This window comes from Nocardioides alcanivorans, from assembly GCF_021555175.1.
GTDB classification, from domain to species: Bacteria; Actinomycetota; Actinomycetes; order Propionibacteriales; family Nocardioidaceae; genus Nocardioides; species Nocardioides alcanivorans.
Map to the genome: position 1 here is coordinate 77,846 of NZ_JAKGRW010000013.1, position 16,565 is coordinate 94,410.

Consider the following 16,565-nt stretch of genomic DNA (forward strand, 5'->3'; position numbering starts at 1 on the left):
ACATCATCCCAGCCGCGCGGTCAGATACCGCGCACGCCCGGTCAGGTCGGGGTGGTCGCGTACGTCGCGCCACCGTCCGGTGGCCCGGAACACCGCGGGCGCCACGTCGTGCTGGACCTCGGCGTGCTCGGCACCGACGACCCCGCCGGCACGCAGCAGTCCGGCCGCGGTGCGCTCCAGCACCCGCATCGCGTCGAGCCCGTCGTTGCCGGAGAAGAGCGCCAGCTCAGGGTCGTGGTCGCGCGCCTCCACGGCGACGCTCTCCCACGCCTCGAGCGGGATGTAGGGCGGGTTGCACACGACCACGTCGACCTCGCCGGCAAGGTCGCCGGCCGCCGTGGCCATGTCGCCCTCCCGGAAGTCGACCCCGGTGCCACTCAGGTTGCGCACGGCCCAGGCGGCGGCAGCCGGGTCGAGCTCGACCGCCACGACCCGGGCCTGCGGCACCTCGTGGGCCACGGCCTTGGCGATGGCACCGGACCCGGTGCACAGGTCGACCACGACCGGCTGACGCCCGTTCACCTCACCCGCCCGCTCGACGGCCCAGCCGGCCAGCAACTCGGTCTCGGGACGGGGCACGAACACCCCGGGGCCCACCGACAGCTCGACGCCACGGAAGTGCGCGACCCCGGTCAGGTGCTGCAACGGCTCCCGAGCCGCACGGCGAGCGACCAGGGCGGCGTACCGCTGCGAGACCGTGGCGGGCACCGCGTCGACCAGCAGCAATCGGCCGCGCGACGTGCCCAAGGCGTGGGCGAGCAGCAGCTCGGCGTCGACCCGCGGGGAGGCCACGCCGCCTGCAGTGAGAGCGTCGACCGCCTCACTGATCACCCGACGCAGGGGTACGACGTCACTCACCGAGCGCCTCCAGCCGGGCGGCGAGGTCGGCCCCCACCAGGGAGTCGATGACCGGCTGGAGGTCACCGTCGAGCACCACGTCGAGGTTGTAGGCCTTGTAGCCGGTGCGGTGGTCGGAGATGCGGTTCTCCGGGTAGTTGTAGGTGCGCACGCGCTCGGAGCGGTCGACGGTGCGGATCTGCGAACGCCTGGCCTCGGCAGCCTCTGCGTCGGCGGCCTCCTCGGCCGCAGCAAGCAGCCGGGCGCGCAGGATGCGCAGCGCCTGTTCACGGTTCTGCAGCTGTGACTTCTCGTTCTGACAACTGGCCACGATGCCGGTGGGCACGTGGGTGATCCGCACCGCGGAGTCGGTGGTGTTGACGCTCTGGCCGCCCGGGCCACTGGAGCGGTAGACGTCGATGCGCAGGTCGTTGTCGTTGATCTCGACGTCGACCTGCTCGGCCTCCGGCATCACCAGCACACCGGCGGCGGAGGTGTGCACCCGGCCCTGCGACTCGGTCACCGGCACCCGTTGCACGCGATGGACCCCGCCCTCGAACTTGAGCTGTGCATAGGGGGCCTCACCCGGCTCCGGGGTGCCCTTGGCCTGGACCGCGAGCGTGATCGACTTGTAGCCGCCCAGATCCGAGGGAGCGGCGTCCAGCACCTCGGTGCGCCAGCCACGGCCCTCGGCATAGCGGGTGTACATGCGCACCAGGTCGCCTGCGAAGAGTGCTGACTCCTCGCCTCCCTCGCCGGACTTCACCTCGAGGATGAGGTCCTTGGCGTCGTTGGGGTCACGTGGCACGAGGAGCCGACGCAGTCGTTCTGCCGTCTCTGCGCGCCGCGCCTCGAGCTCGTCGGCCTCGGCGGCGAAGTCGGGGTCGTCGGCCGCGAGCTCACGAGCGGCGGCGACGTCGTCGCCCAGACGTTCGTGCTCCTGCCACGCGCGCACGACAGCGCCCAGCTCGGCGTAGCGCTGGTTGAGCTTCTTGGCCAACCGCTGGTCGGCGTGTGTCTCCGGAGCACCCAGCCGACCCTCCAGCTCCGCGTGCTCCTCGACCAGGGCCTGGACCGCCTCGAACATCGCTCTCCTCCGTGTGGCTGCGCCGTGTGGGTGCGTGGAAACGACTGACGCCGGCCACCGCTCGTCAGGAGCGGGGCCGGCGTCAGGGAAGTGCTACTTGGCAGCCTTCTTGGCGTAACGGGCCTCGAAGCGGGCCACACGACCACCGGTGTCGAGGATGCGCTGCTTGCCCGTGTAGAACGGGTGGCAGGCCGAGCAGGTGTCCGCGTGGATCGAGCCCGCCTTGGCCGTGCTGCGGGTCGTGAACGAGTTGCCGCAGGTGCAGGTCACCTGGGTCTCGATGTAGTCCGGGTGGATGTCCTTCTTCATTCTTCTCTCCTCAACATGACCGCCGGGTCGCACCCCACCGTGGGTGCGTGAGCCGGTGCCAACCAGTCAATTCTGCCACTGGCGCCAAAGTGACGCCAATCGGCGTCCGTCAGCGTCCGGCCCGGGCAAGCAGATCGGCGTTGGACGCAGTGCTGCGCACCAGCTCCAGGAGACGCACGAGGGCCTCCTCGGGGTCCGCACCGAGGGTACGACGGAGCGTCTGCACCGCTGCCGACTCCGCTTCGGTGAGGAGCAGGTCGTCGCGCCGGGTGGCGGTGTGGATGACATCGACGGCCGGGAAGAGCCGCTTGTCGACGTACTCCCTCCGGAGCCGGAGCTCGGAGTTGGCCGTGCCCTGGAACTCGTCGTGGATCGCCTCGTCGATCGAGGAGCTGCTGTCGACCTGGAGCGTCGCGATGATGGTGAGCGAGCCGGCGTCCTCCAGCTTGCGGGCCGCGCCGAAGAGGCTCTTCGGCGGGTGCAGCGCGGAGACGTCGATGCCACTCGGCAAGGTGCGGCCGTTGGCGGGGGCGCTGAGGTTGTAGGCGCGACCGAGCCGGGTCATGCCGTCCATGAGAACGACGACGTCGTGGCCGAGCTCGACGAGGCGCCTGGCCCGATCGACGGCCAACTCGGCGACGCTGGTGTGGTCACTGGCGGGCCGGTCGAAGGTGGAGGCGATGACCTCGCCCTTGACGGAGCGCTGGAAGTCGGTGACCTCTTCGGGGCGCTCGTCGAGCAGCACCACCATGAGGTGGCACTCGGGGTTGTTCCTCGTGATCGCGGCAGCCATCGACTTGAGCACGCTGGTGCGTCCCGATGCCGACGGGGCGACGATCAGGGCACGCTGTCCCTTGCCGAGGGGAGCGAGCAGGTCGGTGACCCGGCCGATCTCCTCGTGGGCAGTGGTCTCGAGCCGGAGCCGCTGCGTCGGGTGCACCGGTGTCATGGTGGTGAAGTCGGGACGCTCGGCGGCGGTCTCGGGGTCGGCCCCGTTGACCATGTCCACCCGCACCATGGGGTTGAACTTCTCCTTGCGTTCACCCTCACGCGGCTGGCGAACCTGCCCGACGACGGCATCACCGCGCCGCAGACCGTACTTCCGCACCAGCGACAGCGAGAGATAGACGTCATCGGGGCCGGCGGCGTAGCCCGTGGTGCGCACGAAGGCGTAGTTGTCGAGCACGTCGAGGATGCCTGCCGCAGGCACCAGCACGTCGTCCTCGAGGATCGTGGTGTCGGGCTCGTTGCGACGGTTGCGATCGCGGTCGCGGCCACGACGCCGACGGTTGCGGCCGCTGCCGTCGTCGCCGTCGTCGTGCTGGCCCTGCTGGGTCTCGCTCTGTCCCTGGTTCTGGCTCTGCTGCTGTCCGTGCTGGCGCTGGTCCTGCTGGTGGCTCTGACGCTGCGGCTTCTGCTGGCGCTCGCCTCCCTTGTCGGGCGTCCGGTCGGACTTGTCGCCACTCTTGTCGGGCTTGTCACCGCCCTTCTCGGACTGACCGCCCTTCTCGGACTGACCGCCCTGCTGACCCTGCTGGTTGCCGTCACCGCGGTTGCTGCGGTTGCGTTCACGGCGACGCTGCTGGCCGGACTGGCCCTCGGCGGAGTCGTCTGCCTGCTGCCTGTCAGGAGAGTCCGATCGAGGGGCCTGCTGGGCCTTCTCGGCCTGAGGCTTCTCGGCTCGGGCCCTCTCTGCCCGGGGCTCACCGCCGCGACCGTCGTCCGACTGCTGCGCCTGTTGCTGCGGGCGCCGCGACCGGCCGGACGCGCTCTCGGGCTGGGTTGCCTTCTCCGGCTGGGCCGCCTTCTCGGACTCGGCTACCTTCTCGGGCTGGGCCTTCTTCTCGGGCTGGGCCGCCTTGGGCGCGCGCGCCTGCTTCTCAGCGGGCGGCTTGCTCACGCCGTCCTGGAGCTCCCGGATCGCCGCGACCAGTTGGGCCTTCTTCATGCTGCCGGAGCCCTTGATCCCCAGGGCGCCTGCCATCGCCTTGAGGTCGGCAAGGAGCATGCCGTTGAGCCCGCCCGCTCGCTTCTTGGCAGGGGCAGGGGTCTCGACGGCGTTGTCAGGCGTCTCGGTCACGAAGGTTCCTCGGTGTCGATGATGGCGACCAGTGAACCGACTCCCCGCGAGCCCAGACGGGCCACTGCTCCAGAGCCGGCAATGTGCGGGTCAGGCTAGCACCCGACCCTCAGGCGACGATCTGGACGCCCCGTCGGTTGATGGCGAGTTCCCGGGCCTCCCACCCCACGGGGCAGAAGCCGAGCAACGACGACGCATCACGGTCGGTCGTCAGCGTCAGCACGGTGGGCCCGGCGCCGGAGATGATCGCGGCGTGGCCCGCCGATCGCAACGCGTGCATCAGGGCGAGCGAGTCGGGCATGCCCGGTTCCCGGTAGTCCTGGTGGAGCAGGTCGGTGGTTGCCGTGAGCAGGTGCTCGGGATGACTGCCGATGGCCGTCACCAGCAGGGCGGCGCGACCGGCGTTGGCAGCGGCGTCCGCGTGCGGCACGACCTCCGGGAGCAGGCTCCTGGCGACCTCGGTCGCGAGCGGCTGCGTCGGCACCATCGCGACGGCACGCAGGTCGGCATGCACGGGAGCATCGACGGAGAAGAAACGCTCCCCCGTCCGCCCGGCCACCACGAAGCCACCGAAGATCGCCGGCGCCACGTTGTCGGGGTGCCCCTCCTCGGTGGCGGCCAGTTGCAGGATCGTCTGGTCGTCGAGCCGCTCGGTGCCGTCGACCACGAGCGCCCGTGCCAGGGCAAGGCCGCCGACGATCGCCGCCGACGAGGAGCCGAGACCGCGCGCATGCGGCACCCGGTTGGTGCAGGACAGCTTCAGCCCCGGGGCTGCACCCCCATCGCCTCGAACGCGACGCGCATCATGCGCACGACGAGGTGCCGTTCGTCGAGCGGCACCTCACCCTCGCCCGCACCGGAGACCTCCACGACGAGACCCGAGTCGGTGACCTCACCGGCCAGGTCGTCGTGCAGGTCCAGCGCCAGGCCGAGGGTGTCGAATCCGGGACCGAGGTTGGCGGACGTCGCGGGCACCCGTACCTGCACCGGTCCGGTCGCGAAGACCGTCATCTCAGCGCAGGCCGGCCGCGGCCGCGGCCTCTTCCACGTCGGCGTCGATGACCGTCTCCTGGAGCGGTCCGAAGCCCTCGAGGGCAGTGACGGTGTCCTTGAGGCCGTGACCGGTCACCGTGATCACCACGGTCTTGCCGGCGTAGGAATCGCCGCGCTCCAGCTCCTGCAGCATGCCGGCGACACCGACCGCCGAGGCAGGCTCGACGAAGACGCCGTCGTTGGCTGCGAGCTGACCCTGCGCAGCGAGGATCTGGTCATCGCTCAGGGACGCGAAACGACCACCGGACTCGTCGGCCGCGTTGACGGCCAACTGCCACGAGGCAGGGTTGCCGATGCGGATGGCGGTGGCCTTTGTCTCCGGGTCGGGGAACGGCTCACCGGTCACCAGCGGAGCGGCGCCCTCGGCCTGGAAGGCCCGCATGACCGGGAGCTTCGTCGAGCGCCCCGCCTCGGCGTACTCCTTGTAGCCCTTCCAGTACGCCGAGATGTTGCCGGCATTGCCGACAGGCAGCAGGTGGAAGTCGGGAGCGTCACCGAGGGCGTCCACGATCTCGAAGCTGGCGGTCTTCTGCCCCTCGAGCCGCACCGGGTTGACCGAGTTGACCAACGCCACCGGGTACTTCTCGGCGAGCTCGCGCGACATCCGCAGGCAGTCGTCGAAGTTGCCGCGCACCATGGTGATCTGAGCACCGTGCATGATCGCCTGGGCCATCTTGCCAGCCGAGATCTTGCCTTCGGGAACGAGCACGAGCGCCTTGATGCCCGCCTTCGCGGCATAGGCCGCCATCGAGGCGGAGGTGTTGCCCGTGGAAGCACACACGACAGCCTTTGCACCCTCGTGCACGGCCACCGACAGCGCCGCGGTCATGCCGCGGTCCTTGAAGGAGCCGGTCGGGTTGTTGCCCTCGACCTTCAGCCACACCCGGCCACCGGTCAGCCCGGAGAGCCAACGCGACTCGATGAGCGGCGTACCGCCCTCCCCCAGGGTGACCGCGGGCGTGCCCTCAGGAATCTCCAGGAGCTCCCGGTACTCCTCGATCACGCCTCTCCATTGGTGCGCCATCAGTCGTTCTCTCCTTCTACGCGCATCACCGACGTGACGTCGCGAACGATGTCCATCCCGCGCAGGTGTTCCACCGTTGCGGACAGCTGGGCGTCCGTCGCCCGGTGCGAGACGACGACCAACTGCGCGTCCTCACCCCGGCCCTCCTGACGGACGGTCTGGATCGAGACCCCGTGCTCGGCGAAGGCCGCAGCCACGGCGGCGAGCACGCCGGCACGGTCCTCCACGTCGATCGCCACGTGGTAGCGGGTGACGGTCTCACCCATCGGCAGCACTGGGAGGCCTGCATAGCTGGAGTCGGGCACACCACGGGTCTCGGAGATCCGGTTGCGGGCGGCTGCGACGAGGTCACCCAACACCGCGGAGGCGGTCGGGGCACCGCCGGCGCCGGGGCCGTAGAACATGAGCTGGCCGGCGGCCTCCGACTCCACGAAGACCGCGTTGTAGGCCTCGCGCACCGAGGCCAGTGGGTGGGTGTCGGGGATCATGGCGGGGTGCACCCGGGCCGCGACGGCCGGCCCTTCGGGACCTTCGCGCACCTCGCAGATCGCCAGCAGCTTGACGACACAGTTCATGTCACGTGCGGAGGCGACGTCAGCGGCGGTCACGTCCGAGATGCCTTCGCGGTGCACGTCGTTGGCGGTGACCCGGCTGTGGAAGGCCAGACTCGCCAGGATGGCTGCCTTCGCGGCGGCGTCGAAGCCCTCGACGTCGGCAGTCGGATCGGCCTCCGCGTAGCCCAGCTGCTGGGCCTCCTCCAGGGCATCGGCGAAGCCGGCGCCTGTCGTGTGCATCTTGTCGAGGATGAAGTTGGTGGTGCCGTTCACGATGCCGAGCACCCGGGTGACCTTGTCACCTGCGAGCGACTCACGCAGTGGACGCAGGATCGGGATGGCACCGGCGACGGCCGCCTCGTAGTAGAGGTCACGTCCGGCTCCCCACCGGCCTTGGCGGCCGCGTCGAAGAGGGTCGCCCCGTCCTCGGCCAGCAGGGCCTTGTTGGCACTCACCACGGAGGCGCCGCCCTCGAGGGCGGCCAGGATCAACTCGCGAGCAGGTTCGATGCCGCCGATCACCTCGACGACGAGATCGATGTCGTCACGCGTCACCAGGCCGAGCGCGTCGGTCGTCAGCAGGTCGGCAGGGACCTCGACCTCACGCGGCGCGTCGAGGCGACGAACCGCCACTCCCGCCAGCTCCAGCGGCGCGCCGGCCCGAGCGGCCAGGTCGTCCGCCTGCTCGGTGAGCAGCCGGACCACCTGCGATCCGACCGATCCACATCCGAGCACTGCGACCCGCAGCGCCAACTTGTCACTCATCGACTCTCTCCCTCGTGTGCTCCCACGTCGGTGGCCAGCAGATCATCTTCGGTCTCGCGACGAACGATCACCGTGGCGACGCCGTCTCGGACCGCGACCACCGGGGGACGCAGTGCGTGGTTGTAGTTGGAGGCCAGGGACCGGCAGTAGGCGCCGGTGGCCGGAACGGCGACCAGGTCGCCGGCAGTGATGTCGGCGGGCAGGAACTCGTCCTTGACGACGATGTCGCCCGCCTCGCAGTGCTTGCCCACGATCCGGGCAAGCACGGGCGGCGCCGTGGACGCACGGGAGGCGAGCGTGCAGGAGTAGTCGGCGTCGTACAACGCCGTACGCACGTTGTCGCTCATGCCACCGTCGACGGAGACATAGGTACGCCGCGCGCCACCGTCGAGCGCGACCTCCTTGACCGTGCCGACCGTGTAGACCGTGCACATCGACGGTCCGACGATCGCACGACCCGGCTCGATGGAGAGCCTCGGGCGGCTCACGCCGAGGGCGCGGCACTCGTGCTCGATGATCTCGCCGAGCTGCGCAGCCAGGGCGCTGGGCTCGGCGGGGTCGTCCTGCGTCGTGTAGGCGATGCCGAAACCGCCGCCGAGGTCCATCTCGGGCATCTCGGTGCCGAGCTCTTCGCGCACCTTCGCGTGCAGGGCCAACACTCGGCGGGCGGCGACCTCGAACCCGGAGGTGTCGAAGATCTGGCTGCCGATGTGGGAGTGCAGTCCGAGCAGGTGCAGGCCCGGGAGCTCCAGCACCCGCCGGGCCGCCTCCAGCGCGTCGCCCGACGAGATGGAGAAGCCGAACTTCTGGTCCTCATGGGCGGTGGCGATGAACTCGTGGGTGTGCGCCTCGACGCCGGCAGTCACCCGGATCATCACACCGACGGGGTCGCCGGAGCGCCCGGTCGTCAGCGTGGCCAGCCGCTCGATCTCGTCGAAGGAGTCGAGCACGACCCGGCCGACGCCCACCTCGATCGCACGGGCGAGCTCGGGAGTCGACTTGTTGTTGCCGTGGTAGCCGAGCTTCGCCGGATCGACGCCGGCGCGCAGTGCGACGGTCAACTCGCCGTTGGAGCAGACGTCGAGGCACAGCCCCTCCTCCGCCACCCACCGCGCGACGGTGGTGCACAGGAACGACTTGCCCGCGTAGTAGACGTCGAAGTCGACGAAGGCGTCTCGGAAGCCCGCGGCCCGGGCACGGAAGTCGGCCTCGTCGAGCACATAGGCCGCGCTGCCGTGCTCAGCGACGAGATCGGCCAGGGAGACTCCCCGACCTCGAGCACGCCGTCGACCTTGCGCGCAGTTGACGACCACAGAGCCGGCACCAGGGCGTTGACGTCGTCAGGAACCTGCAGCCACGCCGGGCCGCGCAGGGCACCGGGGGCATGGGCCCACCCGGCCTCGTGTGCACGCATCGTCCTACCTCACATGCGCTCGGGCGCGGAGACGCCGAGCAGGTCGAGTCCGTTGGCCAGCACCGTGCGTACGGCCGCCACCAGCACGAGGCGCGCCTCGTTGACCGGAGTCACCGGCTCGTCGCCCTGCGGCAGCATGCGGCACTCCTTGGCGTCGTACCACTTGTTGAAGGAGGACGTGGTGTCCTCGAGGTAGCGAGCGATCCGGTGCGGTTCACGCAGCTCCGCTGCACTCGCGACCACCCGGGGGTATTCGGCGAGGGCACGCAGCAACGTCCCTTCGAGCTCGTGCGCGAGCAGGGCCGGGTCGAAGTCGGCAAGCGCCTCGGCGGCAGTACGCATGCCCAGGTCCTTGGCGTTCTCCATCATCCGGCAGGTCCGGGCGTGGCCGTACTGCACGTAGTAGACCGGGTTGTCGTTGGACGCCTTGGTGATCTCGGCGACGTCGAGCACGAGCGGCGAGTCCGCGGGATAGCGGCCGAGCGAGTAGCGCAGTGCGTCGACGCCGATCTCCTCGGCGAGCTCCTCCAGGGTCACGAGCGTGCCTGCCCGCTTGGAGAGCTTCAGCTCCTGACCGTCGCGCAGGATCTTGACCAGCTGGCCGATCATCACGTCGAGGGTCTGGTCCGGGTCATCACCCACGCAGGCAGCCATCGCCTTGAGACGGCCCACGTAGCCGTGGTGGTCGGCGCCGAGGAGATAGATGCAGTGCTCGAAGCCGCGCTCCCTCTTGTTGAGGTAGTAGGCGGTGTCGGAGGCGAAGTAGGTCAGCTCGCCGTCGGACTTGATGAGCACCCGGTCCTTGTCGTCGCCGAAGTCGGTCGTGCGCATCCACAGCGCGCCGCCCTCCTCGAAGACGTGGCCGAGCTCCTTGAGCCGGGCCAGGGTCTGGGGCACCTCGCCGCCCTCGTGCAGGGAGACCTCGGAGAACCAGACGTCGAAGTGGGTGTTGAAGTCGGCCAGGGACTTCTGCTGGAGCTTGAGCTGGATGTCGTAGCCGACCCGCCGCACTGCCTGCAGGCGTTCGGGCTCGGGCAGGTCGAAGATCCCCGGCTCGGCCTCCCCACCAGGGTGGCGAGGTCGTTGATGTAACCGCCGGCGTAGCCGTCCTCCGGCGTGGGCTGGCCGAGCGCAGCGGCGATGATCGAGGCGGCGAACTTGTTCATCTGCACGCCGCGGTCGTTGATGTAGAACTCGCGGGTGACCTCAGCCCCCGCGGCCGACAGCACCCGGCCGATCGCGTCGCCCAGCACGGCCCAACGGGTGTGGCCCAGGTGCAGCGGGCCGGTCGGGTTGGCGGAGATGAACTCGAGGTTGATCTTCTGCCCGTCCAACACGTTGCCGTGGCCGTACGTCGCCCCGGCCTCGACGATCCGCGCAGCGACGACCCCTTGGGCGCCGGCGGCGACGGAGATGTTGAGGAAGCCGGGGCCGGCGACCTCGACACCCGAGATGCCCGAGACCTCGGCAAGACGCGCTGCGACGAGGTCGGCGAGCGTGCGCGGGTTGGTGCCCGCCTTCTTGGCCAGCTGCAGCGCCACGTTGGTGGCGTAGTCGCCGTGACCCTTCTGTCGGGGTCGCTCGATCGTGACTTCCGTGGGCACACCGTCGGGCAGGGACAGGGCGCCGTCGTCGACCAGGGAGGTCAAGACGTCGACGACTGCGGCGGAGAGTTGATCTGGAGTCACCCCCGTAGCCTAATGGCGACCCTCGGTTTCCCTTGCGGGAGTATCACCCGGTAGGGTTTTGCAACGCGCCGGTTGGTGCATGCCTCCGTAGCTCAGGGGATAGAGCACTGGTTTCCGGTACCAGGTGCCGCAGGTTCGAATCCTGCCGGAGGCACCCCAGTTCGGGCCCACATCACGTGTGGGCCCGTTCGTCATTTCGGACACTTCCCACGATGTGGCGAAAGCGGCAACAAAGAGCATCAAACTCCGCGACAATCACCCGTAGCGTCCCCGCCTCCTCGTCGTTGAGCCCTGCGGACCGGTGACAAGGAGCAAGCCTCGGGACCTGGTCAACAACGTATGACCGACTTGAATCATGGGGAGACGAACAGAATGAAGCTTTCAGTGCGGCGCCTACTCGCCGCCACCACGGCCGTCGCGGTCGCATCGACCGGAACGCTGGCGATGGCCTCCACGGTCAACGCCGCGCCTGACGACTCGGCGAAGGTCGTCGCCGCCAAGAAGAAGGCCAACAAGGCCAAGTACGGCATGTCCGGCAACGCCTACGGCACGCTCATCACGGCCGGTCTGCTCGGGGTCCGCTCCGACAAGACCTCGCACAGCTGGGTCGGCTGCACCGCCAGGAACAAGGCCATGAACTCGTCGCTCGTGGGCGCCGACGTCCTCCCGGGCAGCACCTTCCTCGATGTGGGCGTGGTCCGCACCCAGACCCTGGCCCGCAAGGGCAAGAAGGCCGTCCAGGCCGGCTTCCCGAAGGGCACCAAGGCGGGCACCATCGCCACCTCCAAGGTTGCCGACGTCAAGCTGGCCGGCCTCGGGCCGCTCAACCTGAAGCTCACCGGCCTCTCCAGCGAGGCCCGGGCATGGGTCAACAAGAACGGTCAGTTCCAGACCAAGCACGGCTACAACATCCTCGACCTCCAGGCCAACACCGGGATCCCGGCGTTGGACGACCTGCTCAACAACACCAACAGCCCGCTGAAGACGCTGATCGACCTGCTGCTGGACGGCGTGGTCAAGGGTGTCGTGATCGACCAGGTCGTCAACGGCGTCCTCAAGATCGCCGGCCTGGGCGAGATCCGCCTCGGCAAGTCCTACGGCATCAAGAAGAAGAAGCAGGCCTGGTCGAACGCAGTGGTGCTCGAGGTGCGGCTCTACGGCGCCGACGGCAAGAAGAGCAACGACGACATCACCGTCAAGCTCGGCCACTCCCGCGCACGTGTGGTCAAGGGTCTGGAGAAGGGCAAGTTCAACGGCTACGCCAGCGGCCTCAACGGCAAGCTGCTCGACGGTGTGCTCCAGACGGCGCGCCTCGCCCACCAGCCGCTGCCCTGCACCGGAACCGCTGGCAAGTGGACCAAGGAGGCCGTGGCCGGCGTCGACCTGCTGGGACTGGGCTTCGTCAAGGTTGACGGCGTCAGCACCGGCGTGCTCGGCAAGCCCGGCAAGAAGAAGGCCGGCAAGGCCGGATCCCGCTCCACCACGGCCCGCGTCGAACTCGGCGGCCCGAACGGACTCGTGGTCAGCGCAATCACCAGCAAGGCCATCGCCAAGCGCAACAAGGCTGGCAAGCTGAAGCGCAACACGAAGGTGAACCTCGGTGACATCTACCTCGGTGGCAACCGGATCAGCCTCCACCAGCTGCTGAACCCGGTGATCAACGGGCTCGACGGGCTGCTCTCCCAGCTCGGTATCGCGAGCGTGAAGACCGGTGTCGTCCGCAAGTCCAAGAACGGTGTCGGCGTGATCGCGGTGCAGATCAAGCTGCTCGACGGCAAGGGCGCCGACATCAAGATCGGCGACGTCGAGGCCAGGGTCGTGAAGTGACGACCACCGGCTGACAACGCATGGTGACAAGGGCGGTCCGAGGCACACTCGGGCCGCCCTTGCCGTGCGTCGGAGGTCCATTCCTCAGGACCCCGGCACGTGGCGCTCAACACACCGTGCCCACAATGGTGACCGGCTTCGGCATTTCCCCCGTGAGGGGACTAGCCTTGACGCTTGTAACCACGCACCCATACACGCTGCACCCGGAAGAGGCGAACCAAGCAGTGGCTGAGTCTTCTCAGAACAACTCCCAGACTGATTTCGGAGCCAACGAATGGCTCGTCGATGAGATGTTCGAGCAATACCGAAGTGACCCCTCGAAGCTCAGCCCTGAGTGGCGCGCCTACTTCGCGGACAACAAGGGCGGTGTGGGGCAGAACAGCACTGCAGACGCTCCTGCTGCTCCCAAGAAGGCCGCTCCCGAGCCGGCTGTGAAGGCTGCCCCCGCAGCGCCGGCCACGTCCTCCGGGACTCCCGCGCCCGTGGCTCGGCCCCGGCCCGCGAGCAAGGCCGCCGAGCCGGCGAAGGGGACCTCCTCCCCGAGCCCCGGGACCCGAAGAAGCCCGAGCCGTCCGCCGCTGCCGACGAGCCCACCTTCACCGTGCTGCGCGGCGCCCCGGCCCGTACGGCGACCAACATGGAGGCATCGCTGACGGTCCCCACCGCCACTTCGGTGCGTTCCGTGCCGGTGAAGCTGCTGTGGGACAACCGCACCGTCATCAACAACCACCTCGCCCGCGCCCGCGGCGGCAAGGTGAGCTTCACCCACCTCATCGGCTATGCGATGGTCCGGGCGCTCAAGGCCATGCCGGAGATGAACGTCGGTTTCGACACCGTCGACGGCAAGCCCAACCTGATCACCCCTGCGCACATCAACCTCGGCCTGGCCATCGACGTGCCCAAGCCCGACGGCAGCCGCCAGCTCCTGGTGCCCTCGATCAAGGCCGCCGACAACATGGACTTCGCGCAGTTCTGGACCGCCTACGAAGAGATCGTCGTCAAGGCCCGCAACAACAAGCTCACGGTCGCCGACTTCCAGGGCACCTCCATCTCCCTGACCAACCCGGGCGGCATCGGCACCGTGCACTCGGTGCCGCGCCTGATGAAGGGCCAGGGAGCCATCCTCGGCGTCGGCGCCATGGAGTACCCCGCCGAATGGCAGGGCGCCTCGGCGGAGGCGATCGCGCGCAACGGCATCAGCAAGGTCATGACCTTGACCTCCACCTACGACCACCGCGTGATCCAGGGCGCTCAGTCGGGTGAGTTCCTCAAGCGCATCCACGAGCTGCTGCTCGGCAAGGACGGCTTCTTCGACGACATCTTCCGGTCGTTGCGGATCCCCTACGAGCCGATCCGGTGGAGCAATGACATCGCCACCAACCACGACGACGAGATCAGCAAGCAGGCTCGCATCCTCGAGCTGATCCACGCCTACCGGGTCCGCGGCCACGTCATGGCCGACACCGACCCGCTGGAGTACCGCCAGCGCAGCCACCCCGACCTCGAGATCGAGTCGCACGCCCTCACCCTGTGGGATCTCGACCGTGAGTTCGCGACCGGCTCCTTCGGTGGCGAGGGGCGCCGCTTCATGAAGCTGCGCGACATCCTCGGCATCCTGCGCGACTCCTACTGCCGCACCATCGGCATCGAGTACATGCACATCCAGGATCCCGAACAGCGTCGGTGGATCCAGGAGCGCGTCGAGCAGCCGCACGTGAAGCCTCCTCGCGAGGAGCAGCTGCGGATCCTGCTGAAGCTCAACCAGGCCGAGGCCTTCGAGACCTTCCTGCAGACGAAGTTCGTCGGCCAGAAGCGGTTCAGCCTCGAAGGCGGCGAGACCACCATCCCGGTGATCGACGAGATCTGTGAGGCAGCCGCCGAGTCCTCGCTCGACGAGGTCACCATCGGCATGGCCCACCGCGGTCGCCTCAACGTCCTGGCCAACATCGTCGGCAAGAAGTACTCCCAGATCTTCCGGGAGTTCGAGGGCAACATCGACCCGCGCACCGTCCAGGGCTCGGGCGACGTGAAGTACCACCTCGGTGCCGAAGGCGAGTTCGTGGCAGGCTCCGGCGACAAGATCAAGGTGTCCGTCGCGGCCAACCCGTCGCACCTCGAAGCCGTCGACCCGGTTCTCGAGGGCATCGCCCGCGCCAAGCAGGACGTGCTCGACCGGGGCGCCGAGTTCCCCGTGCTCCCGCTGCTGGTGCACGGTGACGCGGCATTCGCGGGCCAGGGCGTGGTGGCAGAGACGCTCAACCTCTCCCAGCTGCGGGGCTACCGCACCGGCGGCACCATCCACCTGGTCGTCAACAACCAGGTCGGCTTCACCACCTCGCCCGGTTCGTCGCGCTCCTCCCTCTACGCCACCGACGTGGCACGCATGGTGCAGGCGCCGATCTTCCACGTCAACGGCGACGACCCTGAGGCATGCATCCGGGTCGCGCGCCTTGCCTACGAATACCGCCAGGCCTTCAACAAGGACGTCGTCATCGACCTCGTCTGCTACCGCCGCCGCGGGCACAACGAGGGTGACGACCCGTCGTACACCCAGCCGTTGATGTATGACCTCATCGAGCAGAAGCGGTCGGTGCGCAAGCTCTACACCGAGTCGCTCATCGGTCGTGGCGACATCACGATCGAAGAAGCCGAGCAGGTGCTGCGCGACTACCAGCAGCAGTTGGAGCGGGTCTTCACCGAGGTCCGCGAAGCCACCTCGCAGCCCGAGGAGTGGACCACGGTCCCGGACTACCCGGAGAAGCCCGCTGGCGAGGCCGTCACCGCGGTCTCCCCGAGGTCATGAAGCGCATCTCCGACGCCTACGTGACCCCGCCCGAGGGCTTCACCGTGCACCCGAAGGTGATGCCGCAGCTGCAGCGCCGTGCCAACGCGATCACCGGCGGCCCGATCGACTGGGGCACCGGCGAGATCCTCGCGTTCGGTTCGCTCCTCATGGAGGGTCGCCCGGTCCGCCTGGCCGGTCAGGACTCGCGTCGCGGCACCTTCGTGCAGCGCTTCGCGACCATCATCGACCGCCACAACGCCGATGAGTGGACGCCGCTGACCAGCCTCACCGAGGACCAGGCCCGCTTCTACATCTATGACTCGCTGCTGTCCGAGTACGCCGCGCTCGGCTTCGAGTACGGCTACTCGGTGGCCCGTCCCGATGCGCTCGTGCTCTGGGAGGCGCAGTTCGGCGACTTCGTCAACGGCGCACAGACGGTGATCGACGAGTTCATCTCGTCAGGTGAGGCCAAGTGGCGCCAGCAGTCGGGGGTCGTGCTCCTGCTGCCCCACGGCTACGAGGGCCAGGGCCCCGACCACTCGTCGGCCCGTATCGAGCGCTTCTTGGCCATGTGTGCCGAGAATGCCTTCGTCGTGGCCCAGCCGTCCACGCCCGCGTCGTACTTCCACCTGCTGCGACGCCACTCGCTCGGCGAGGAGCACCGCCCACTGGTGGTCTTCACGCCGAAGTCGATGCTGAAGCGCAAGGAAGCCGCCTCGCAGCCCGACGACTTCACCAGCGGATCGTTCCAGGGCCTGATCGGTGACACGGTCGAGGACCCGGCCGCGGTCGACACCCTGCTGCTCTGCTCGGGTCGCATCACCTGGGACCTGGTGAAGGCCCGCGGCGGCCGGGACAACAGCGAGCGCTTCGCCGTCGCCCGGATCGAGCGTCTCTATCCGTCGCCTGACGACCAGCTGCGTGAGGAGATCGCGAAGTACCCCAACCTCAAGCACATCCGTTGGGTCCAGGACGAGCCGGCCAACATGGGCCCGTGGCCCTACTACGCGCTCAACGTGTGGCCGGAGCTCGACATCACCGTCGAGCGGGTCAGCCGTCCGGCGTCCTCCTCCCCGCGGTCGGCACTGCGAAGCGCCACCAGGAGGAGCAGCAGGGCCTGATCGACGCCGCCTTCGCCTGAGT

At 68.8% G+C, this 16,565-nt stretch carries 9 protein-coding genes, 1 tRNA gene and 4 pseudogenes; 3 read left to right on the forward strand and 11 right to left on the reverse strand.

Features of this window, described 5'->3' with window-relative positions; translation table 11 throughout:
• Positions 1-3 precede the first annotated feature (3 nt).
• The 11 genes and pseudogenes from prmC to L1066_RS26535 all read right to left on the reverse strand — a co-directional run.
• The gene (gene prmC / locus L1066_RS08070) at positions 4-858 is read right to left on the reverse strand and encodes a peptide chain release factor N(5)-glutamine methyltransferase (protein ID WP_235735862.1); all 855 of its coding nucleotides are present in this window, start codon (positions 856-858) and stop codon (positions 4-6) included.
• On the reverse strand, positions 851-1,924 hold the full coding sequence (prfA, locus tag L1066_RS08075; RefSeq protein WP_235735863.1) for a peptide chain release factor 1: 1,074 nt from the start codon (positions 1,922-1,924) through the stop codon (positions 851-853). Before prfA ends, prmC begins: the two co-directional genes overlap by 8 nt.
• A gap of 93 nt (positions 1,925-2,017) precedes the next feature.
• Positions 2,018-2,233: a 50S ribosomal protein L31 gene (gene rpmE / locus L1066_RS08080; RefSeq protein WP_235735864.1), complete on the reverse strand. Its 216-nt coding sequence runs from the start codon at positions 2,231-2,233 to the stop codon at positions 2,018-2,020.
• 109 nt (positions 2,234-2,342) lie between these two features.
• Positions 2,343-4,313 (reverse strand): transcription termination factor Rho, encoded by a 1,971-nt coding sequence (gene rho / locus L1066_RS08085; protein ID WP_235735865.1) that lies wholly within the window; start codon positions 4,311-4,313, stop codon positions 2,343-2,345.
• 109 nt (positions 4,314-4,422) lie between these two features.
• Positions 4,423-5,052, reverse strand: coding sequence for a homoserine kinase (locus L1066_RS08090; RefSeq protein WP_235735866.1), 630 nt, complete (start codon positions 5,050-5,052; stop codon positions 4,423-4,425).
• A gap of 20 nt (positions 5,053-5,072) precedes the next feature.
• Positions 5,073-5,324 carry a homoserine kinase gene (locus tag L1066_RS08095; RefSeq protein ID WP_235735867.1) on the reverse strand — a complete coding sequence of 84 codons (252 nt, stop codon included), beginning with the start codon at positions 5,322-5,324 and terminating at the stop codon, positions 5,073-5,075.
• Between the two features lies 1 nt (position 5,325).
• Positions 5,326-6,390 (reverse strand): threonine synthase, encoded by a 1,065-nt coding sequence (gene thrC, locus L1066_RS08100; protein ID WP_235735868.1) that lies wholly within the window; start codon positions 6,388-6,390, stop codon positions 5,326-5,328.
• A pseudogene (locus L1066_RS08105) lies at positions 6,390-7,708 on the reverse strand (homoserine dehydrogenase). Before L1066_RS08105 ends, thrC begins: the two are co-directional and overlap by 1 nt.
• Positions 7,705-9,122 (reverse strand): annotated as a pseudogene (lysA, locus tag L1066_RS08110) (diaminopimelate decarboxylase). The pseudogenes L1066_RS08105 and lysA overlap by 4 nt, the downstream one beginning before the upstream one ends.
• 9 nt (positions 9,123-9,131) lie before the next feature.
• Positions 9,132-10,133, reverse strand: a complete 1,002-nt coding sequence (argS, locus tag L1066_RS26530) for an arginine--tRNA ligase domain-containing protein (protein WP_312007311.1) — start codon at positions 10,131-10,133, stop codon at positions 9,132-9,134.
• Between the two features lie 197 nt (positions 10,134-10,330).
• A pseudogene (locus L1066_RS26535) lies at positions 10,331-10,810 on the reverse strand (arginine--tRNA ligase); the annotation flags it as partial.
• Between the two features lie 81 nt (positions 10,811-10,891).
• On the opposite strand from L1066_RS26535, the gene L1066_RS08120 reads away from it, so the two are divergent.
• The 3 genes and pseudogenes from L1066_RS08120 (at position 10,892) to L1066_RS29125 (ending at position 16,563) form a co-directional block, all read left to right on the forward strand.
• Positions 10,892-10,964, forward strand: a tRNA-Arg gene (locus L1066_RS08120).
• Positions 10,965-11,182: 218 nt separating this feature from the next.
• Complete coding sequence (locus L1066_RS08125; RefSeq protein WP_235735869.1) at positions 11,183-12,637, forward strand: hypothetical protein; 1,455 nt, start codon at positions 11,183-11,185, stop codon at positions 12,635-12,637.
• Positions 12,638-12,861: 224 nt separating this feature from the next.
• Positions 12,862-16,563: pseudogene (locus tag L1066_RS29125) on the forward strand (multifunctional oxoglutarate decarboxylase/oxoglutarate dehydrogenase thiamine pyrophosphate-binding subunit/dihydrolipoyllysine-residue succinyltransferase subunit).
• Positions 16,564-16,565: the final 2 nt, after the last annotated feature.

Excerpts from the sequence above, each read along its gene's own strand:
- thrC (WP_235735868.1), bottom strand. The coding sequence starts at position 6,390 with ATGGCGCACCAATGGAGAGGCGTGATCGAGGAGTACCGGGAGCTCCTG.
- prfA (WP_235735863.1), bottom strand. The coding sequence starts at position 1,924 with ATGTTCGAGGCGGTCCAGGCCCTGGTCGAGGAGCACGCGGAGCTGGAG.
- L1066_RS08095 (WP_235735867.1), bottom strand. The coding sequence starts at position 5,324 with ATGACGGTCTTCGCGACCGGACCGGTGCAGGTACGGGTGCCCGCGACG.
- rpmE (WP_235735864.1), bottom strand. The coding sequence starts at position 2,233 with ATGAAGAAGGACATCCACCCGGACTACATCGAGACCCAGGTGACCTGC.
- L1066_RS08125 (WP_235735869.1), top strand. The coding sequence starts at position 11,183 with ATGAAGCTTTCAGTGCGGCGCCTACTCGCCGCCACCACGGCCGTCGCG.